Source organism: Streptomyces avidinii (assembly GCF_014650695.1).
In the GTDB taxonomy this organism is placed as follows: domain Bacteria; phylum Actinomycetota; class Actinomycetes; order Streptomycetales; family Streptomycetaceae; genus Streptomyces; species Streptomyces avidinii.
The window spans coordinates 42,901-62,015 of record NZ_BMVL01000001.1 but is presented as its reverse complement, the minus strand read 5'-3'; the positions used below and the strand labels follow the sequence as shown (position 1 = coordinate 62,015).

16 protein-coding genes and 1 tRNA gene are annotated in these 19,115 nt (G+C 69.0%); 6 read left to right on the top strand and 11 right to left on the bottom strand.

The window, feature by feature from the left end; genetic code table 11:
- The first annotated feature begins 2 nt into the window (after positions 1–2).
- The 4 genes from IE257_RS00275 (at position 3) to IE257_RS00260 (ending at position 3,535) form a co-directional block, all read left to right on the top strand.
- Complete coding sequence (locus IE257_RS00275) at positions 3–713, top strand: SIMPL domain-containing protein (RefSeq protein ID WP_189963339.1); 711 nt, start codon at positions 3–5, stop codon at positions 711–713.
- A gap of 147 nt (positions 714–860) precedes the next feature.
- Complete coding sequence (gene pyk, locus IE257_RS00270) at positions 861–2,288, top strand: pyruvate kinase (RefSeq protein WP_189963337.1); 1,428 nt, start codon at positions 861–863, stop codon at positions 2,286–2,288.
- A gap of 227 nt (positions 2,289–2,515) precedes the next feature.
- Entirely contained in the window at positions 2,516–2,971 is a 456-nt protein-coding gene (locus IE257_RS00265; protein WP_189963336.1) for a winged helix DNA-binding protein, read from the top strand.
- Between the two features lie 45 nt (positions 2,972–3,016).
- On the top strand, positions 3,017–3,535 hold the full coding sequence (locus tag IE257_RS00260; protein WP_189963333.1) for a hypothetical protein: 519 nt from the start codon (positions 3,017–3,019) through the stop codon (positions 3,533–3,535).
- Between the two features lie 2 nt (positions 3,536–3,537).
- Here IE257_RS00260 and IE257_RS00255 read toward each other — a convergent pair whose 3' ends face one another.
- Entirely contained in the window at positions 3,538–4,326 is a 789-nt protein-coding gene (locus IE257_RS00255) for a helix-turn-helix domain-containing protein (protein WP_189963331.1), read from the bottom strand.
- Positions 4,327–4,412: 86 nt separating this feature from the next.
- Positions 4,413–4,495 (bottom strand) — tRNA-Leu (locus IE257_RS00250).
- A 92-nt stretch (positions 4,496–4,587) separates the two neighbouring features.
- Here IE257_RS00250 and IE257_RS00245 point away from each other — a divergent pair.
- A complete protein-coding gene (locus IE257_RS00245; RefSeq protein WP_030008501.1) occupies positions 4,588–5,241 on the top strand; it encodes an ANTAR domain-containing response regulator in 654 nt (217 codons plus the stop codon).
- Positions 5,242–5,306: 65 nt separating this feature from the next.
- Here IE257_RS00245 and IE257_RS00240 read toward each other — a convergent pair whose 3' ends face one another.
- The 8 genes from IE257_RS00240 to IE257_RS00205 form a co-directional block, all read right to left on the bottom strand.
- Positions 5,307–6,023: an ABC transporter ATP-binding protein gene (locus IE257_RS00240; RefSeq protein ID WP_030385469.1), complete on the bottom strand. Its 717-nt coding sequence runs from the start codon at positions 6,021–6,023 to the stop codon at positions 5,307–5,309.
- Complete coding sequence (locus IE257_RS00235) at positions 6,020–7,105, bottom strand: ABC transporter ATP-binding protein (RefSeq protein WP_189963330.1); 1,086 nt, start codon at positions 7,103–7,105, stop codon at positions 6,020–6,022. Before IE257_RS00235 ends, IE257_RS00240 begins: the two co-directional genes overlap by 4 nt.
- A gap of 5 nt (positions 7,106–7,110) precedes the next feature.
- Entirely contained in the window at positions 7,111–8,835 is a 1,725-nt protein-coding gene (locus tag IE257_RS00230) for a branched-chain amino acid ABC transporter permease (RefSeq protein WP_189964646.1), read from the bottom strand.
- A 5-nt stretch (positions 8,836–8,840) separates the two neighbouring features.
- Positions 8,841–9,773, bottom strand: coding sequence for a branched-chain amino acid ABC transporter permease (locus IE257_RS00225; protein ID WP_189963328.1), 933 nt, complete (start codon positions 9,771–9,773; stop codon positions 8,841–8,843).
- Positions 9,774–9,882: 109 nt separating this feature from the next.
- A complete protein-coding gene (locus tag IE257_RS00220) occupies positions 9,883–11,118 on the bottom strand; it encodes a branched-chain amino acid ABC transporter substrate-binding protein (protein ID WP_189963325.1) in 1,236 nt (411 codons plus the stop codon).
- Positions 11,119–11,659: 541 nt separating this feature from the next.
- Positions 11,660–12,082 carry a hypothetical protein gene (locus tag IE257_RS00215; RefSeq protein ID WP_229920027.1) on the bottom strand — a complete coding sequence of 141 codons (423 nt, stop codon included), beginning with the start codon at positions 12,080–12,082 and terminating at the stop codon, positions 11,660–11,662.
- Between the two features lie 323 nt (positions 12,083–12,405).
- The gene (locus IE257_RS00210; protein WP_189963322.1) at positions 12,406–12,882 is read right to left on the bottom strand and encodes a PaaI family thioesterase; all 477 of its coding nucleotides are present in this window, start codon (positions 12,880–12,882) and stop codon (positions 12,406–12,408) included.
- Positions 12,883–12,936: 54 nt separating this feature from the next.
- A complete protein-coding gene (locus IE257_RS00205) occupies positions 12,937–15,222 on the bottom strand; it encodes an FdhF/YdeP family oxidoreductase (protein WP_189963320.1) in 2,286 nt (761 codons plus the stop codon).
- Positions 15,223–15,487: 265 nt separating this feature from the next.
- Between IE257_RS00205 and polA the strand changes: the two genes are divergently transcribed.
- Positions 15,488–18,142 carry a DNA polymerase I gene (gene polA, locus IE257_RS00200; RefSeq protein WP_372453046.1) on the top strand — a complete coding sequence of 885 codons (2,655 nt, stop codon included), beginning with the start codon at positions 15,488–15,490 and terminating at the stop codon, positions 18,140–18,142.
- A gap of 36 nt (positions 18,143–18,178) precedes the next feature.
- On the opposite strand, the gene IE257_RS00195 is transcribed toward polA, so the two are convergent.
- On the bottom strand, positions 18,179–19,039 hold the full coding sequence (locus tag IE257_RS00195) for a DUF4184 family protein (protein WP_189963316.1): 861 nt from the start codon (positions 19,037–19,039) through the stop codon (positions 18,179–18,181).
- Between the last annotated feature and the right edge of the window lie 76 nt (positions 19,040–19,115).

Here is a 19,115-nt window from a genome sequence, read left to right as displayed (position 1 = left end):
CCATGACCCAGGACGCAGCGCACGCATCGCACCAGCCCTACGGAACCCCCGAAGTACCCCGCGTAGCAGTCCGCGGCGAAGCCCGCATCGAAGTCGACCCCGAGATCGCCCGCATCGGCATCACCGTCAGCGCCCGCGGAACCGACCGCCGCACCGCACTCGAAGACCTCACCCGCCGCAACAACACCGTCCTCGACCTCATCAAGAGCTACGGCGACCCCGTCGAAAAGCTCGAAACCGGCGCCTTCTCCATCACCCCCGAACTCACCCGCCACGGCCGCGCCGAACGCGTCCGCGCCTACCACGGCCGCGTCCACATCACCGCCGAGCTCAGCGACTTCACCACCCTCGGCGAACTCACCACCCGCCTCGCCGACCTCGAACTCACCCAGGTCGACGGCCCCTGGTGGGCCCTGCGCCCCACCTCACCCGCCCACGGCCAGGCCCGCCGACAAGCCGTACTCGAAGCCGTCCAGCGCGCCCGCGAATACGCCGAAGCACTCGGCGCGAACCTCGCCGCCCTCGTCGAACTCGCCGACCTCGGCGCCGAGAACGCCGAACCCTTCCCCTCCCACCCCGGCGGCGGCATGCGCACCATGGCCTTCAGCGCCGGCGAGGAAGCCGGCCCCCCGCCGCTCGACCTCGAACCCCAACGCCAGACCGTCTACGCCCAGGTGAACGCCCGGTTCACGATGACCCCTCCCCAGCTCTGAAAAACCGACGAATTCAGCCCCCCGGGGGTGCTCATCAGAGCACCCCCATGCACATTCAACAGTTGTCAACAACCTTTTGCTCAAAGGTTGTTGAGTGGACACCCGGAAGCGATTACCTACCCACAGGTAGGGGAATACGCTCGCCTCATGCGCCGAGCGAAAATCGTATGTACCCTGGGCCCCGCAACCGACTCATACGACCAGATCAAAGCCCTGGTCGAAGCCGGAATGGACATCGCCCGCCTCAACCTCAGCCACGGCACCTACGCCGAACACGAGGAGCGCTACCAGCGCGTACGCAAGGCCTCCGACGAGACCGGCCGCAGCGTCGGCATCCTCGCCGACCTTCAAGGCCCGAAGATCCGCCTCGGCCGCTTCCGCGAAGGACCCGTACTCCTTGAACGCGGTGACGAGTTCACCATCACCGTCGAAGACCACCACGGCGACCGCCACACCTGCGGCACCACCTACAAAGGACTCGCCGCCGACGTCACCACCGGCGAACTCATCCTCGTCGACGACGGCCGCGTCACCCTCGAAGTCACCGCAATCGACGGCCCCCGCGTCCACACCCGCGTCATCGAAGGCGGCATGGTCTCCGACCACAAGGGCCTCAACCTCCCCGGAGTAGCCGTCTCCGTCCCCGCACTCTCCGAAAAAGACATCGAAGACCTCCGCTGGGCCCTGCGCACCGGCGCCGACGTCATCGCCCTCTCCTTCGTCCGCAGCGGCCACGACATCGAAGACGTCCACCGCATCATGGACCAAGAAGGCCGACGCCTCCCCGTCATCGCCAAGATCGAAAAGCCGCAGGCCGTCGACAACATCGACGACATCGTCGCCGCCTTCGACGGCATCATGGTCGCCCGCGGCGACCTCGGCGTCGAAATGCCCCTCGAACAAGTCCCCATCGTCCAAAAGCGCGCCGTCAAACTCGCCAAGCGCAACGCCAAGCCCGTCATCGTCGCCACCCAAATGCTCGACTCGATGATCGACAACTCCCGACCCACCCGCGCCGAAGCCAGCGACGTCGCCAACGCCATCATCGACGGCACCGACGCCGTCATGCTCTCCGGCGAAACCAGCGTCGGCAAATACCCCGTCGAAACCGTCCGCACCATGTCCCGCATCGTCGAAGCCGCCGAAGAAGACATCCTCGCCAAGGGCCTCCCGCCCCTCACCGACCGCAACAAGCCCCGCACCCAAGGCGGCGCCGTCGCCCGAGCCGCCGCCGAAATGGGCGACTTCCTCGACGCCAAATTCCTCATCGCCTTCACCCAGAGCGGCGACACCGTCCGCCGACTCTCCCGCTACCGCTCACCCATCCCCCTCCTGGCCTTCACCCCCGACCAGGCCACCCGCTCCCAACTCAACCTCACCTGGGGCGTAGAAACCTTCCTCGGCCCCCACGTCGACTCCACCGACGCCATGGTCGCCCAAGTCGAAGAAGAACTCCTGCGCATCGGACGCTGCATCCCCGGCGACGTCGTCGTCATCACCGCCGGCTCACCCCCCGGCGTCACCGGCTCCACCAACCTCGTCCGCATCCACCACATCGGCGACCCCGTCCGCTGACGCACCACCCGCACACGACGCACCGCGTCGGGCCGCCGCACCCCGCCCGACGCGGTCACCCGCCACCCGCACCACCAGCCGAACCGCCGATCCACCACGGCCCCGAACTCCTCGAACGACAACACCGCATCCCCGTTCGCAGCGACCGCAGAGCCGAAATCACCTCCGGCCGCGCTCGTCGACCCATCCCTTGACCTCAACCTCACCTGAGGTCATACGTTCGCGACATGACGACGAACGAGTACTCCCAGCAGCAGCTCGCCGCCCAGCCCATCGGCCACTGGGCCCGCGAAGCCGCAAACCTCGTCATCGGCGGCCTCCGCACGGCCCTCGCCGAAGAACACCTCACCCAGCCCCACTGGTGGACCCTGGGCCACACAGCCGGCACCCCGGGCGAATGGACCCGCAAGGCCCTCACCGAGAAGCTGACCCCCTTCGACGACCAGAACACCGACTTCGAAGCGGTCTACGCCGACCTCACCACCCGCGGCTGGCTCACCGAGACCGACCACCGCCTCACCCTCACCGCAGCCGGCGAAGCAGGACGCCTCCGAGCCCACGACCGCAACGCGAAGGTCCACACACGCATGCGGGAAGGCATCGACGACGCCACCTACGCGGCCACGATCGACACCCTCCGCCGCACGGTCGCCAACCTCGGCGGCAACGGCGACCTCCCGTAACGCCATACTGGCCCTCGCAACGGACGCACACGGGGGACGGACCGAATGACCACGCAGCCACCACACCACGACTGCGAACCCCGCCCGGGCACCTGCCGACTGCCCGAACCGTGGATGTGCGAGGTGTTCTACGTCGACGGAAGCCTTCGCGACATCACCGTCACAGGCACCGACGACACCGACTGGCAGCAGGTCCTCCACCACTTCCGCGGCGCCGCCGACCAGCTCACCTGGCACGACGGCGCCGAGGGGCGGGACATCGACCGGAACGACACCGAGGACCCCTTCGCCACGCTGGAGGAGGGCTACACGGCAAGCCTCTCCGTCCGCTGCGGCCGCACCAGGTTCACGGGCCACCTGCCGGTCGACGGGATCGAATTCTCCCTCTGGCCCGACGACATCGAGGACGGGGACCACGTCGCCGACGTACTGCGGTTCCTGACCGAACTGGGCACGGCCTGCGGCCGCCCGGCCGTCCTGACCGCCGAGACCGTCACCGGCCACCACGAACTGCCGCCCCTGATCACCTACGACCCGACCACCGGGACCGTCACCCACCGCTGACGCTAGTACTTCGGCCCGATGTGGGCGTCCATGAGGGCGACGGAGTCCTTCCGCGCGACGGACACGTTGAACGGATCACTGCCCCGCGCCAGGACCGTCCACCGGACGCCGACCTTGGTCAGCGTGTCGGTGCAGAGCTTCCGGATGTCGTCGGACTTGTTGGTGAAGAAGTACCGCGGGTACTCGTAGCGTTTCTTCACGCCCCCGACCATGCGGGTGGTCCAGTTGGTGATCCTGCATCCGTCGGAGTGGATCAACCCACGCAGGAATTCCCACGGGTGATCGTCCACGATCTCCTGCTGCCAGCCTTCGAGAGCGATGGCTCGCTCGTGTTTCCTGCCCGGCCCGTGTTGAGGGAAGAGGCATTCGAGGTGCATCGAGTAGACCTTGACGTTGTGACAACCGACTTTCCGGACCCGGCACACCTGATTGGAGGGGAACACTCGCTCCATCGCCCGCTCGGCGGAATCCATCAGGCCGGGCCAGTGGTCATCGCATGTGATCATGAGGTTGGGGACGCGATGCCCCGAGTAGTGGCTTATATGGCCGTCGCCCAGATAGAGCCCGAGCAGATATGCGTACGCCTCGGCGTCCAGGGGGCTCCCATCGCAGCGAGGGCAATCTGGATCGTGGGATCCGGGACATTCCCCGCGCGTTGCGCGGTCCAAGTGCTTCCAGTAGCCGATGGTGCCCAGCGGTACGTTCAGACGCCGCGCAACGTCCGCGTTGCGGGTGCCTCCGCGCAAGAGGGAGAGGGCCGTCTGCCGTGTTTCAAGGCTGTGGAACTCCATGGGGCCACCCTCTGTGACAGTGGCTCGCCACGCGTGACAAAAAGCGGACGTTCACGCGATGGTGAACGTCCGCTTTCTGGATGCTGTGCCGGGTGCGGGACTCGAACCCGCAAGCCCTCACGGGCAGATGTGTTTGAGACATCCGTGTATGCCATTCCACCAACCCGGCAGGGTCGCACGTCGGAGTGTACCGGGTGACCATGCTGCCTCGCTGCTAGGTAGGCTCATCCAAGCAGCAGAGCCCCGCAAAGAGGAGCATCCGTGACCGCCGAGCACGAGTCGACGCCCACGCCCGACGCCGACCAGTCGCACGTTCCGCCGCTGACGACCCGCGTCGTCATCGCCGAGGACGAGGCGCTCATCCGTCTCGATCTCAAAGAGATGCTCGAAGAAGAGGGCTACTCCGTCGTCGGCGAGGCCGGCGACGGCCAGACGGCCGTCGAGCTCGCCCGTGAGCACCGCCCCGACCTGGTGATCCTCGATGTGAAGATGCCCGTCCTGGACGGGATCTCCGCGGCCGAGAAGATCGCGGAGGAGTCCATCGCGCCCGTCCTGATGCTCACCGCGTTCTCGCAGCGCGACCTCGTCGAGCGGGCCCGGGACGCCGGGGCCATGGCGTACCTCGTGAAGCCGTTCAGCAAGAGCGACGTGGTGCCCGCCATCGAGATGGCGGTGTCCCGCTTCGCGGAGCTGCGTGCGCTGGAGCAGGAGGTCGCCGACCTCTCGCAGCGGCTGGAGACGCGGAAGCTGGTGGACCGTGCGAAGAGCATCCTGCAGACGCAGTACGGGCTGACCGAGCCGGCCGCCTTCCGGTGGATCCAGAAGTCGTCCATGGACCGTCGGATGTCCATGCAGCAGGTCGCCGAGGTGGTCATCGAGGACGCCGAGGCGAAGAAGAAGGAGAGCGGCAAGTAGCAGCCGTTCCCGGACATGCGTGAGGCCCGCCTCCCCCCGAGGGGAGGCGGGCCTCACACGTTGTGTCAGTCCTCGCCGAGGTAGGCCTTGCGGACGTCCTCGTTGTGGAGGAGGTCGCGGCCGGTGCCGGAGAGAACGATCTTGCCGATCTCCATCACGTGCGCGCTGTCGGAGAGCGAGAGCGCCGCCTGGGCGTTCTGCTCGACGAGCAGGATGGTCATGCCGGTGGCCTTGAGTTCCTTGATGGTCGCCATGATCTTCTGCATCATCAGCGGGGACAGGCCCATGGAGGGCTCGTCCAGCATCAGGAGCTTGGGGCGGGACATGAGCGCGCGGCCCATGGCGAGCATCTGCTGCTCGCCGCCCGAGAGGGTGCCGGCGGCCTGCTTGCGGCGTTCGCCCAGGATGGGGAACATCTCGTAGGCGCGCTGGACGTCCTGCTCGATGCCGTCCTTGTCGGTGCGCAGGAAGGCGCCGAGCTGGAGGTTTTCGGCGATCGTCAGCCGGGGGAAGATGTGGCGTCCCTCGGGGGAGTGGGCGAGGCCCAGGGAGACGATCTTGTGGGCGGGGACGGCGGCGAGGGGCTGGCCGTCGAAGGTGATGGTGCCGCTCTTGGGCTTGATGAGCCCGGAGAGGGTGCGCAGGGTGGTCGTCTTGCCGGCGCCGTTGGTGCCGACGAGGCAGACGATTTCGCCTTCGTTGACTTCGAAGGAGATTCCCTTGACGGCTTCGATCTTGCCGTAGGCGACCTTGAGGTCTTCGACCTTGAGCAGTGCGGTCACTTGGCGTCTCCTTCCGTGCTGGTGGTGCTGGTGGTGCTGTCCGCGTCGGTGTCCGTGGACTCCGTGTCGGCGTCGGCGTCGGCGTCCGAGTCGGCGTCGGTGTCCGTGGTGGACTCCGTGTCGGCTTCGGCCTCCGGCTCGGCGGCGGTCTCGGGCTCGGCTTCCGTCTCCGCCTCGACCTCTGCCTCGGCGGCTTCGGCCTGCGGTTCGGCGGCGGCCTCGGCCGCGGCCGCGGCTTCCGCGGCCTCGACCACGGCGTCGTCCGCGGCGCCCGGGTCGCCCTCGAAGGGCTCGCCGAGGTAGGCGGCGATGACGCGCTCGTCGCCCTGGACCTCGGACGCGGTGCCTTCGATGAGCTTCTCGCCCTGGACGAGGCAGGCGACGCGGTCGCAGAGGTTGAAGATGAAGCGCATGTCGTGCTCGATGACGAGGACGGCGATGCCCATGTCGCGGATGGCGAAGATGAGTTCTTCGGCAGCGCGGGTTTCCTGCGGGTTCATGCCGGCGGTGGGCTCGTCCAGGAGGATGAGGCCGGGGTCGCTGGCGAGGGCGCGGGCGATTTCCAGCTTGCGCTGTTCGCCGTAGGGGAGGTTCTTGGCCAGGTGCTGGGCCTTGTTCTCCAGCCCGATGAACTCGAGGAGTTCCATGGCGCGGGCTTCGCTGGCGGCTTCGGCCTTCTTGAAGCCGGGGCCGCGCAGGAGTGCGGACCAGAGGCCTTCCTTGGTGCGGGTGTGGCGTCCGACGAGGACGTTCTCCAGCACGGTCATGTTGTGGAAGAGCCGGATGTTCTGGAAGGTGCGGGCGATGCCGGCTTCGGTGACCTTGTGGGGCTTGGGAGGCAGGACCGTGCCCTTGTAGCTGACGGATCCCTCGGTGGGGACGTACAGCCCGGTGAGGCAGTTGAAGAAGGTGGTCTTGCCGGCGCCGTTGGGGCCGATGAGTCCGACGATCTCGCCGGCGTTGACCTGGAGGTCGACGCTCTTGACGGCGGTGAGGCCGCCGAAGCGCATGGTGACGCCCTTGGCTTCGAGAACCGTGGTCTTGGTGGTGGTGTCCGTGGTGGTGTCTGTGGTGGTCGTCATGTTGTTCACGCCCCCGCCTTGGCGGTGGCCAGGTCCGTGGGGGCCTGGTCAGCGGTGTCGTCGTGGAACTCGAGCTGCGCGCGCTTGTTGGCGATGAGGCCTTCGGGGCGGAAGCGCATGAGCAGGATGAGGGCGATGCCGAAGGCGAGGAGCTGGTAGTCCTGGAGGAAGGCCAGCTTCGCCGGGATGAGGAAGAGGAGTGCGGCGCCGAGGATGGGGCCGCGGATGGTGCCCATGCCGCCGAGGATGACGGCGGCGAGGAGGAACGCGGAGTTCGGCGGGACGGGCCCGGCGAAGACGTAGTTCTCGGGGACGACCGTGCTGTTGACGTGTGCCTGGACGGTGCCGGCGAGGCCGGCGAGGGTGGCGCCGAGGGCGAAGGCGATGAGCTTGACCTTGAAGCCGTTGATGCCCATGGCTTCGGCGGCGGTCTCGTCCTCGCGGATGGCGACCCAGGCGCGGCCGATGCGGCTGCTGCCGGCTCGGGCGAAGACCACGATGACGAGGGCCATCACGAGCAGCATCAGGAAGTAGTAGTTGGCGTAGGCGCCGAGGGTGATGCCGCCGACCACGTGGGATTCCCCGAAGTTCCACCCGAGGATTTCGAGGTGGGGGATGTTGGGGATGCCGTTGGGGCCGTTGGTGATGTCCGGGCCGGAGGTGCCGTCGAGGTTGCCCATGGCGATGCGGAAGATTTCTCCGAAGCCGAGGGTGACGATGGCGAGGTAGTCGCCGCGCAGGCGCAGGGTCGGGGCTCCGATGACCACGCCGAAGATGAGCGAGGCGAGGGCGCCGACGATGACCGCTGCCCAGAAGGGGAGGTGGATGCCGAAGGCGGATGCGGTGCTTCCGGAGACCAGGGCTGCGGCGTAGGCGCCGACGCCGAGGAAGGCGACGTAGCCGAGGTCGAGGAGGCCGGCGAGGCCGACGACGACGTTGAGGCCGAGGGCGACGGTCGCGAAGATCAGGATGTTGACCGCGATGAGCGTGTAGGTGTCGCCGCTCTGCTGGATGAACGGGAAGGCGATCGCTGCGGCCGCGGTTCCGATGAGGGTGACCTGGCGGTGCTTGGCGGTGATGCCTGCGAGGCGGGCGAAGAGGCCTGCCTTGTTCAGTGCGAGGGCCGCGACGCCGACGGTGATCAGGTAGGCGACGAAGAGCTGCGGTTCCTTGTCATCGGTGTCGATGCCGAAGGTGATGACGAAGAGGCCGAGGGCGAAGACGCCGGTGACGATGAGGATCTCGGCCCAGGAGGGCAGCTGCTTGGCGGGGGCCGCCTTGCGGGTGTCGTCCGGGAGCTTGTTCGCGGCGAGGACGGGGATGACCGAGCCGACGAGGGCGACGTACGCGCCGGGTTCGAGGTTGATCACTCCGCCGAGGACGACGGTGATGGCCAGGACCGTGAACAGGGTGGCGGCGAGGTTGCCGAGGGCCAGGAACCAGATGGCCTTGCGGGAGCCGGCGGGGGTGAGCCAGCCGAAGCCCTTGACGCCGAGCGCGGAGAGCGCGAAGGCGAGGGTGAGGGCGGCTCCGGCGAGGGTGACGTACTGGAGGCCTGCGGGGCTTCCGTAGTAGGTCAGGTCGCCGGGGAATTCGGCGGTCCACGTCCACGCGAGGAAGGCGCTGACGATGGTGAGGAGGCTGCCGCCGATGACCGCGTAGAGCAGCGTGGTGGGCGCGGGGCCCTGCTTGGCCGTGGCGGTCTGCGGGGTGCTGGTGGTGGTGGTCATGGTTCTCACGCCCGATCCGCGACGCGCTCACCGAGCAGGCCTTGTGGCCGCACGAGGAGGACGACGATGAGGAGTACGAAGGCCCAGACGTTGGACCAGGCGCCACCGCCGAGCTGCGACATGCCGGGGATGTCTTCGATGTAGGCGATCGAGAGGGCTTCGGCGAGTCCGAGGACGACGCCGCCGACCATGGCTCCGTAGATGTTGCCGATGCCGCCGAGGACGGCTGCGGTGAAGGCCTTGAGGCCGAGGATGAAGCCCATCTCGAAGTTGATCTGGCCCTTGTCGAGGCCGTAGGCGACGGCGGCGACGGCGGCGAACGCGGCACCGATGGCGAAGGCCATGACGATGATGCGGTCGGTGTTGATGCCCATCAGCTTCGCGGTGTCGGGGTCCTGCGCGGTGGCCTGCATGGCGCGGCCGCTGCGGCTCTTCTGGACGAAGACGCCGAGGGCGAGCATGCAGAGCGGGGCGAGGATGAGGACGAAGAGGTCCGCGCGCTGGATCGCCAGGCTGTCGGTGATCTTGAAGGCTGCGCCCTTGAATTCGGGGAAGCTGACGGCCTTCTTGGCGTCCGGGTAGAACTGCCAGACGAGCTGCTGGAGCGCGATCGAGAGGCCGATTGCGGTGATGAGGGGTGCGAGCCGGGGGGCGCTGCGCAGGGGGCGGTAGGCGAAGCGTTCGGCTGCGCATGCCACGGCGACGGAGCAGATGGCGCCGCCGACGATCATGACGGGTATCGCGATCAGCAGGGAGGTGCCGGTCGGGAGGATGGCGTAGGCGGTGAGCGCGCCGAAGCCGCCGATCATGAAGATCTCGCCGTGGGCGAAGTTGATGAGCTGGACGATGCCGTAGACCATGGTGTACCCGATGGCGATGAGGCCATAGAGAGCACCGAGGGCCAGGCCGTTGGCCAGCTGTTGCGGCAGTTCGTGCACCGCAGGGCCTCCGATGAGCGTGTCGGATAAGACTCCGCGCGAGGGCGCTGTTTGCGCCCTCGCGCGGCGATTGGTTCAGGTGGTGCGGGTGGTGCTGGGGACTACGGGCTTACTGGTTGAAGGTGTCGCTCTTGACGTCGACCCACTTGCCGCCCTCGACCTTGTAGACCGTGAGCTGCTTGTTGGTGGTGTCGCCGTACTCGTCGAAGGCGACCTTGCCGGTCACGCCCTCGAAGGAGACCTTGCCGAGCGCCTCGACGACCTTGGCGCGGGCGTCGGTGGGCAGCTTGCCGCCGTTGGCGGCGACGGCGGCCTTGACGGCCTGGATGACGGCCCAGCCGGCGTCGTAGGAGTAGCCACCGTAGGCGGCGTACGGGTCCTTGTAACCCTCGGCCTTGTAGTCCTCGATGAACTTCTTGGCGGTGTCCAGCTTCTCGACCGGGTAGCCGATGGAGGTGGCGAGGTCGCCCTCGTTGGCCTCACCGGAGGCGCTGATGAAGGCCGGGTCCTGGATGCCGTCGCCGCCCATGAGGGGGACGTTGGCGCCGGTCTTCTTGATCTGGTCGGCGAGCAGGCCGCCCTCGGGGTACTGGCCGCCGAAGTAGACGGAGTCGGCGCCGGAGGTCTTGACCTTGTCGGCGGTGGAGGAGAAGTCGGTCTCCTTCACGGTGACGTGGTCGGTGCCGACGACCTCGCCGCCGAGCTTCTTGAACTCTTCGGCGAAGATCGCGGCGAGGCCGGCGCCGTAGGTCTGCTTGTCGTCGACGATGAAGACCTTCTTCTTGCCGGCGTCCTTGAAGAGGTACTGGGCGGCGAACTTGCCCTGGACCACGTCGGTGGCGGCGGTGCGGAAGTAGGTCTTGAAGCCGCGCTTGAACTCGCCCTTGCCCCAGTTGTCGCCCTGGCTGAGCGCGGGGTTGGTGTTGGCGGGGGAGACCTGCGCCAGGTTGGCGGAGTTGAAGACGCCCTGCATCTGCTGGGCGACGCCGGAGTTCAGCGGGCCGACGACGCCGAGGACGTCCTTGTTGCCGACGAGCTTGGTGGCGTTGGCCTGGCCGGAGGCGGGGACGGCCTGGTCGTCGAGGGCCTCGACCTTGAACTCGATGCCCGGGACCTCGTTGTTCTTGTTGGCCGTCTTGGCCGCGAGGTCGACGGAGTTCTTGATGCCCTGGCCGAGCGCGGAGAGCGAGCCCGTGAGCGGGGCGTCCACACCGATGACGACGGTGGTCTTCTTGCCGCCGCCGTTGTCCTTGGAGTCTCCGCCGTCGCGCGATCCGCAAGCGGTGAGGGTCAGTGCTCCCGTGGTGATCACGGTGGTGAGGACGAGCAAAGAACGGTGTCGCACGATTCTTCCTTTCCCTGGCGCGGCTCTCTCGTGAGAGGTGCCGTTAGGTCGCCGGGCCGCACTGGGAGGTCCACGGCCGTGCTGATTGCGCCCTGCGGCGCGGTGACTGGCCGTGACTCTAGGCCCGAGGTGGTGAACACGGGGAGCAGGGAAAGGAGGATGTGACGCTCTTGTTATGCCAAGGCCAAGAATGTGTGGCGGGAGTGTGGACAAAACGGACGTTTTCTTACTTTGGCGGGTGTCCGCATCCTGAGAATTACCTGTTCTTCTAAGGGGCTTGAGGCCTCCATGCACCTGTCTTAGATCATTTTCGGCCGATTGTGGCTGCGCGTGCCCAAAAGAATCCTCCGGGTGGTCTTTCTTAAGGGAAAAGGCGGATTACGCCCCTAGTGGGCATTACGCACAGTGACGGTCAAGAGGGCACTTTCGAACTCGAACGGATCTTGTTCGAGTGGAGGCATGGCCTCTCACCTGCGGTTCGGCCCTGCGGGGGGATCTGCCCGGAAGGCGGACACCGCACTCGGGAATGCGGTGATGCCGGTCACGTCGGGGGACGCCAGTTCTCCGAACTGGCGGTCGCGCCGTCCTGCTCGGCGCAGCGCCGGGCGACGAACCGGTCGATCAGCTCAAGTGCCTTGCCCTGTCCGGCAGTTCGCTCCTCGGCGCGGCCCGCGGCGACCGCGTCCTCCTGAATCGCGTACTGGCCGTTCGACAGGCCCTTCTGCTCCCAGTCGAGACCGGACCATTTGGTGCCCAGGAGGGTCTCCTTCGCCCAGTACGACACGAGGCTCGTGCAGACCTGTACGGGCGTGGACGGGGCGGCGGAGGGCTCGCCGGACGGGCTGCCGGAGGGCGTCCCGGAGCCCGCCGCGGAGGGTGGTGCGGAGGATCGGCATCCGGACAGGGCGAGCGCCGCGAGGAGGATGTGGGCGGCGTACCGGGCCGTGCGTGGCATGGTCCCCATGAGGGGAAGGTAGGCGGTCACCATTGGTGACACAACAGCTGCCGCCGCGCAGCGTGCGGACTGGCGGATTCCGGGCGGTTGGCGGGTTCGGGCCGGTCCGGAACGGTCCGGGGCGGGCCGGGACGTCCTTGAGGCGGCGTGAAACAGGCGCAGGCCCGGATCCGCCGCCGTGCGGGGCGGATCCGGGCCTGCGGGTGCTGCGTGGCCGGCCGGGGTCGGGGCCGGGGCCGGGCGAGCCGGGCGAGCCGGCCGGGTCGGCCGGGTCGGTCGGGTGGCGCCGGTCAGGTCGGTCGGGCGCCGCCGGGTGGGTCGCGCCGGCCTGGTCAGGACTGTGCGGCGGCGGCCTGGTCGGCGTCGCGCAGCAGGCAGGTCAGGCGGGCGGTGCAGATCCGCTTGTCCTGCTCGTCGGTGATGACGATCTCGAAGGTGGTGGTCGAGCGGCCGCGGTGCACCGGGGTGGCGACGCCCGTGACGATGCCGCTGCGGGCGCCCCGGTGATGGGTGCAGTTCAGGTCCACGCCGACGGCGATCTTGCTGATGCCGCCGTGCATCATGGCGCCGATCGAGCCGAGGGTCTCCGCCAGCACGGCCGAGGCCCCGCCGTGCAGCAGCCCGTACGGCTGGGTGTTGCCCTTGACGGGCATGGTGGCGACGACGCGGTCGGCCGAGGCCTCCAGGATGCGGATGTCCATCCGCTCGCCGAGGTCTCCCGCCGAGAACAGCGCGGGCAGGTCGATGCCCAGGGCCGCGTACTCGTCGAGCACCTCCTGCGGGAACTTCACTGCGTGCTGCTCGCCCATGGTCAGGCTCCGTTCGTCAACGCTCGTTAACCTTCTTGTCCTGAGGTCGTTCTATCAGGCCGGTTCGAAGCGCACGACGACGGACTTGCTGGCCGGGGTATTGCTGACGTCCGCGGTCGAGTCCAGCGGGACCAGCACGTTGGTCTCCGGGTAGTACGCGGCGGCGCAGCCGCGGGCCGTCGGGTAGTGCACGACCCGGAAGCCGGGCGCGCGCCGCTCCACTCCGTCCGTCCACTCGCTCACCAGGTCCGTGTACGAGCCGTCGGCCAGGCCCAGCTCGGCCGCGTCGGCGGGATTCACCATGACGACGCGGCGGCCGCCGGTGATGCCGCGGTAGCGGTCGTCGAGGCCGTAGATCGTGGTGTTGTACTGGTCGTGGCTGCGCAGGGTCTGCAGGAGCAGCCGTCCCGCCGGAACCCTCGGGTACTCCACGGGCGCGGCCGTGAAATTGGCCTTGCCGGTCTTCGTCGGGAAGCGGCGCTCGTCGCGCGGGGCGTGCGGGAGCTGGAAGCCGCCGGGGCGGGCCACCCTGGCGTTGAAGTCCTCGAAGCCGGGGATCACGCGGGAGATCCGCTCGCGGATCGAGGCGTAGTCGCGCTCGAACTCCTCCCACGGGGTGGCGGAGGCCGTGCCGAGGACGGCGCGGGCCATCCGGGCCACGATCGCGGGCTCGGACAGCAGGTGCGGGGAGGCCGGGGCGAGGTTGCCGCGGGAGGCGTGGACCATGCCCATGGAGTCCTCGACGGTCACGAACTGCTTGCCGCTCTGCTGGACGTCCTTGTCGGTACGGCCGAGGGTGGGCAGGATCAGGGCCCGCCGGCCGGTGACCGCGTGGGAGCGGTTGAGCTTGGTGGAGACGTGCACCGTCAGGGCGGCCTTCCGGATCGCCGCCTCGGTGACCTCGGTGTCGGGGGTGGCGCCGACGAAGTTGCCGCCCATCGCGAAGAGGACCTTGGCCCTGCCGTCGCGCAGCGCCTGGATGGAGCGGACCACGTCGTAGCCGTGCCCGCGGGGCGAGGTGATGCCGAACTCGCGGTCGAGGGCGTCGAGGAAGGCGGGTGCGGGGCGTTCGAAGATCCCCATGGTGCGGTCGCCCTGCACGTTGGAGTGGCCGCGGACGGGGCAGACGCCGGCGCCGGGGCGGCCGATGTTGCCGCGCAGCAGCAGGAGGTTGACGACCTCGCGGATGGTGGCGACGGCGTGCTTGTGCTGGGTGAGGCCCATGGCCCAGCAGACGATGGTGCGCTCCGAGGCCAGGACCATGGCCAGGGCCTGCTCGATCTCGGGGCGGGTCAGGCCCGTCGCGGTGAGGGTCTCTTCCCAGTCGGCTTCCTTCGCGGCGGCCACGAGGTCCTCGTAGCCGTGGGTGTGCTCGCGGATGAAGGCCTCGTCGGTGGCGCCGTCCGTCTCGATGACGAGCTTGTTCAGGAGGCGGAAGAGGGCCTGGTCGCCGCCGATGCGGATCTGCAGGAAGAGATCGGTGAGGGCGGTGCCCCGGAACATGCCGATCGGGGTCTGCGGGTTCTTGAACCGTTCCGTGCCGGCCTCGGGCAGCGGGTTCACCGAGATGATCCGGGCGCCTGCGGTCTTGGCCTTCTCCAGGGCGGAGAGCATGCGCGGATGGTTGGTGCCCGGGTTCTGTCCCGCGACGATGATCAGGTCGGCCCGGTGGAGGTCTTCGAGGGAGACGCTGCCCTTGCCGATGCCGATGGTCTCGGTCAGCGCGGAGCCCGAGGACTCGTGGCACATGTTGGAGCAGTCGGGCAGGTTGTTGGTGCCGAACTCGCGGGCGAAGAGCTGGAAGAGGAACGCGGCCTCGTTGCTGGTGCGGCCCGAGGTGTAGAAGAGGGCCTCGTCGGGGGAGTCGAGGGCGGTCAGCTCCTCGGCGATGACCTCGAAGGCCTTCTCCCAGCTGACCGGCTCGTACCGGTCGTCGCCCCCGGGCGCCGCCCCGCGCTCCAGGAGCATGGGCTCGGTGATGCGTCCCTGCTGGCCCAGCCAGTAGCCGGAGCGCGTGGCCAGGTCGGCCAGCGGGTGCGCGGCGAAGAACTCGGGGGTGACCCGGCGCAGCGTGGCCTCCTCCGCGACGGCCTTGGCGCCGTTCTCGCAGAATTCGGCGGTGTGCCGCTTGTCGCCCTCGGGCCAGGCGCAGCCGGGGCAGTCGAAGCCGTCCTTCTGGTTGACCTTGAGGAGCGTGCGGGCGGTACGGGCCACGCCCATCTGCTGCTGCGCGATCCGCAGGGTGTGCCCGATCGCCGGCAGGCCGGCGGCCGCGTGCTTGGGCGGTGTGACCTGCGGTGCGTCCTGTATCGGATCGCCTGTGGGCGGCTTGGTCGCCATCGCGCTCCCCTTCGAGCGTGCGTACGTATGCAGCACGTGCGGCCGCGTCGTCCGATCCTTGCACGGACCACGGAACGAGGGGAGGGCGGTCCGGGGCTCACCGGCTCCGGGCGGGTGCGCCGGGGGCGTCCGGTGGGGCGGATGCGCCGGGGGAGGCGAGGGGCCGGAATTGTCGGTGGGGGCGCCTAGGATCGGGGGCGTGGCAGATTCATCAGCGAAGAAGACCGACCAGCCGCCCGCAGCGGACCGTCCCCGCCTGATGCTCATGGACGGGCACTCCCTGGCCTACCGGGCGTTCTTCGCGCTGCCCGCGGAGAACTTCACGACCGCGACGGGGCAGCCGACCAACGCAATCTACGGTTTCGCGTCGATGCTGGCGAACACGCTGCGCGACGAGGCCCCCACGCATTTCGCGGTGGCGTTCGACGTCTCCCGCAAGACGTGGCGTTCGACGGAGTTCCCCGAGTACAAGGCGAACCGCTCCAAGACCCCCGACGAGTTCAAGGGGCAGGTCGAGCTGATCGGCGAGCTGCTCGACGCGATGCACGTGCCGCGGTTCGCCGTCGACGGCTTCGAGGCCGACGACGTGATCGCGACGCTCGCGACGCAGGCCGAGGCGGCCGGATTCGACGTGCTGATCGTCACCGGTGACCGGGACTCCTTCCAGCTCGTCTCCGAGCGCACCACCGTGCTCTACCCGACCAAGGGCGTCTCCGAGCTCACCCGGTTCACCCCGGAGAAGGTGGAGGAGAAGTACGGGCTCACCCCGCAGCAGTACCCGGACTTCGCGGCGCTGCGCGGCGACCCGTCCGACAACCTGCCGGGCATCCCGGGCGTCGGCGAGAAGACCGCGGCCAAGTGGATCACCCAGTTCGGGTCGTTCGCGGAGCTCGTCGAGCGCGCCGAGGAGGTCAAGGGCAAGGCCGGGCAGAACTTCCGGGACCACCTGGACGCCGTCAAGCTCAACCGGGTGCTGACCGAGATGGTCAAGGACGTGGAGCTGCCCAAGGGCCCCGCCGACCTGGTCCGCGCCCCCTACGACCGGACCGCCCTGCTCGGTGTGCTGGACGTGCTGGAGATCCGCAACGCCTCGCTCCGCGAGCGGCTGCTCACCGTGGACCCGGGCGCGGCCGTGGAGGAGGCACCGGCCCCGGTGGCCGCCGTGGAGCTGGACGCGTCCGTGCTGGGCAGCGGTGAGCTGGCGCCGTGGCTGGAGAGCCACGCGGGCGGGCCGCTGGGCATCGCCACCGTCGACAGCTGGGCACTGGGCCAGGGCAATGTCACCGAGATCGCGCTGGCCGCGGCCGGCGGCGCCGCCGCCTGGTTCACGCCCGCCGAGCTGGACGAGGCGGACGAGCAGGCCTTCGCGGCCTGGGCCGCCGACCCGGCGAAGCCCAAGGTCGTGCACAACGCCAAGGGCCTGATGCGGGTCTTCCCCGAGCACGGCTGGACCCTCGCCGGGGTCGCCATGGACACCGCGCTCGCCGCATACCTGGTCAAGCCCGGCCGTCGGTCCTTCGCCCTGGACGCCCTGTCCATGGAGTACCTGCACCGTGAGCTGGCGCCCGCCGCGGCCGACGGCCAGCTGGCCTTCGGCGCCGACGAGACCGCCGAGGCCGAGGCCCTGATGGCGCAGGCGCGCGCCGTCCTGGACCTGGGCGACGCCTTCACGGACAAGCTCGCCGAGGTGGGCGCCGCGGAGCTGCTCCACGACATGGAGCTGCCGACCTCCGAGCTCCTCGCCCGGATGGAGCGGTCCGGCATCGCCGCCGACCGCGACCACCTGGAGGCCATGGAGCAGCAGTTCGCGGGAGCCGTGCAGCAGGCCGTCAAGGAGGCGCACGCCACCGTCGGCCACGAGTTCAACCTCGGCTCGCCCAAACAGCTCCAGGAGGTCTTCTTCGGCGAGCTGGACCTGCCGAAGACGAAGAAGACCAAGACCGGTTACACCACGGACGCGGACGCCCTGGCCTGGCTGGCCACGCAGACCGACCACGAACTCCCGGTGATCATGCTCCGGCACCGGGAGCAGGCCAAGCTGCGCGTCACCGTCGAGGGCCTGGTGAAGACCATTGCCGCCGACGGCCGGGTGCACACCAGCTTCAGCCAGACCGTCGCCGCGACCGGCCGGCTGTCCTCCACCGACCCCAACTTGCAGAACGTTCCGGTGCGCACCGACGAGGGCCGCGCCATCCGCCGCGGCTTCGTCGTCGGCGAGGGCTTCGAGTCCCTGATGACGGCCGACTACAGCCAGATCGAGCTGCGCGTCATGGCCCACCTCTCCGAGGACGAGGGCCTGATCGAGGCCTTCGCGACCGGCGAGGACCTGCACACCACCGTCGCCTCCCAGGTGTTCGGGGTGGAGCGGTCCGCCGTCGACGCCGAGATGCGCCGCAAGATCAAGGCCATGTCGTACGGACTCGCCTACGGGCTCTCCGCGTTCGGTCTCGCCCAGCAGCTGAACATCGAGCCCGCCGAGGCGCGCGGCCTGATGGAGACCTTCTTCGAGCGGTTCGGCGGGGTCCGCGACTACCTCGGCCGGGTCGTCGACGAGGCCCGCGCCACCGGGTACACGGCGACGATCTTCGGCCGCCGCCGGTACCTGCCCGACCTCAACAGCGACAACCGCCAGCGCCGCGAGGCCGCCGAGCGGATGGCGCTCAACGCCCCGATCCAGGGCACCGCCGCCGACATCGTCAAGGTCGCGATGCTGCGTGTGGACAAGGCCATCACCGGGGCCGGCCTGCGCTCGCGGATGCTGCTCCAGGTCCACGACGAAATCGTGCTGGAGATCGCCCCGGGTGAGCGCGAGCAGGTCGAGGAGCTGGTGCGCCGCGAGATGGGCGCCGCCGTCGAGCTGCGGGCCGCGCTGGACGTGTCGGTGGGCGTCGGCCCGGACTGGGAGTCCGCCGCGCACTGATGCCCGTACGGCAGGCCGAACGCCCGTCCCCGTCGCTCAGGCGGTGGGGACGGGCGTTCGCGTTTCCTCGTCCGCGGGGCGCCCGGTCCGGTCGTGGCGGTGCCTCAGCCGGACGAGGATCCCGTAGACCAGCAGGGCCACGGCCAGGCCGCCGCCCGTGCCGAAGCAGATGGTCGGGATGATGTCGAGCGGCGTACGGATCCGGTCGAAGAAGGTGAAGAAGCGGATGATGCGCACGGTGACGGCGACGCCCACGCACACCACCAGCAGGGCGAGCGCACCCAGGACCTCCGCGCGGGAGAGCACGGGCACCGATGCCGGGACGGCGGAGGCGGGGAGCCGGCGCAGGGCGGTCGTCGTGAACCACAGCAGCAGGCACGCCGACGCGGCCGAAGTGCCGTACTGGAGGAAGGTGTAGGGCGGGAAGCCGAAGGCGATCGGCTCGCCGAGCCAGGGCAGCGCGTTCGTCCCCCAGCGGTCCATGTGCGTGAAGCTGTCCCACAGCACGTGCGTGAGGGAGCCGACGACCGCCGAGACGTAGAACCAGCCGAGGAGCGCGGCCGGCCGGGGACGCTCGCGCCACTCCTCGCCCCGTACGAAGGCGTGCACCCTGCCGCGCCAGTTGCGTGGCAGGAGCGCGATCAGCGGCTCGCGCAGCAGCAGCCAGAAGGCCACCAGGACGGCCGTCAGTACGGCGTCCAGGGTGAAGATCCCGGGCAGCGAGTGCGTGAAGCTCCCGTACGCCATGGCGCCCTCGACGACCGCGTCCGTGAAGTAGAAGGTGTCGGGCGCGAACGACCCGAGGACGAGCGCCGAGGCGACGAGGGGGCCCCGCGCACGCCCGGTCCGGCGGATGGCCGGAAGTACGGCGGCCGCGTGGCTGAGAGTGAACGGCATGGCGCCTCTCCTCGGTGTTCCCGTGGACGTTCCTTACTTCGGGCCATTGCTCCCGAAGGGTCCAGACAGTATGCGT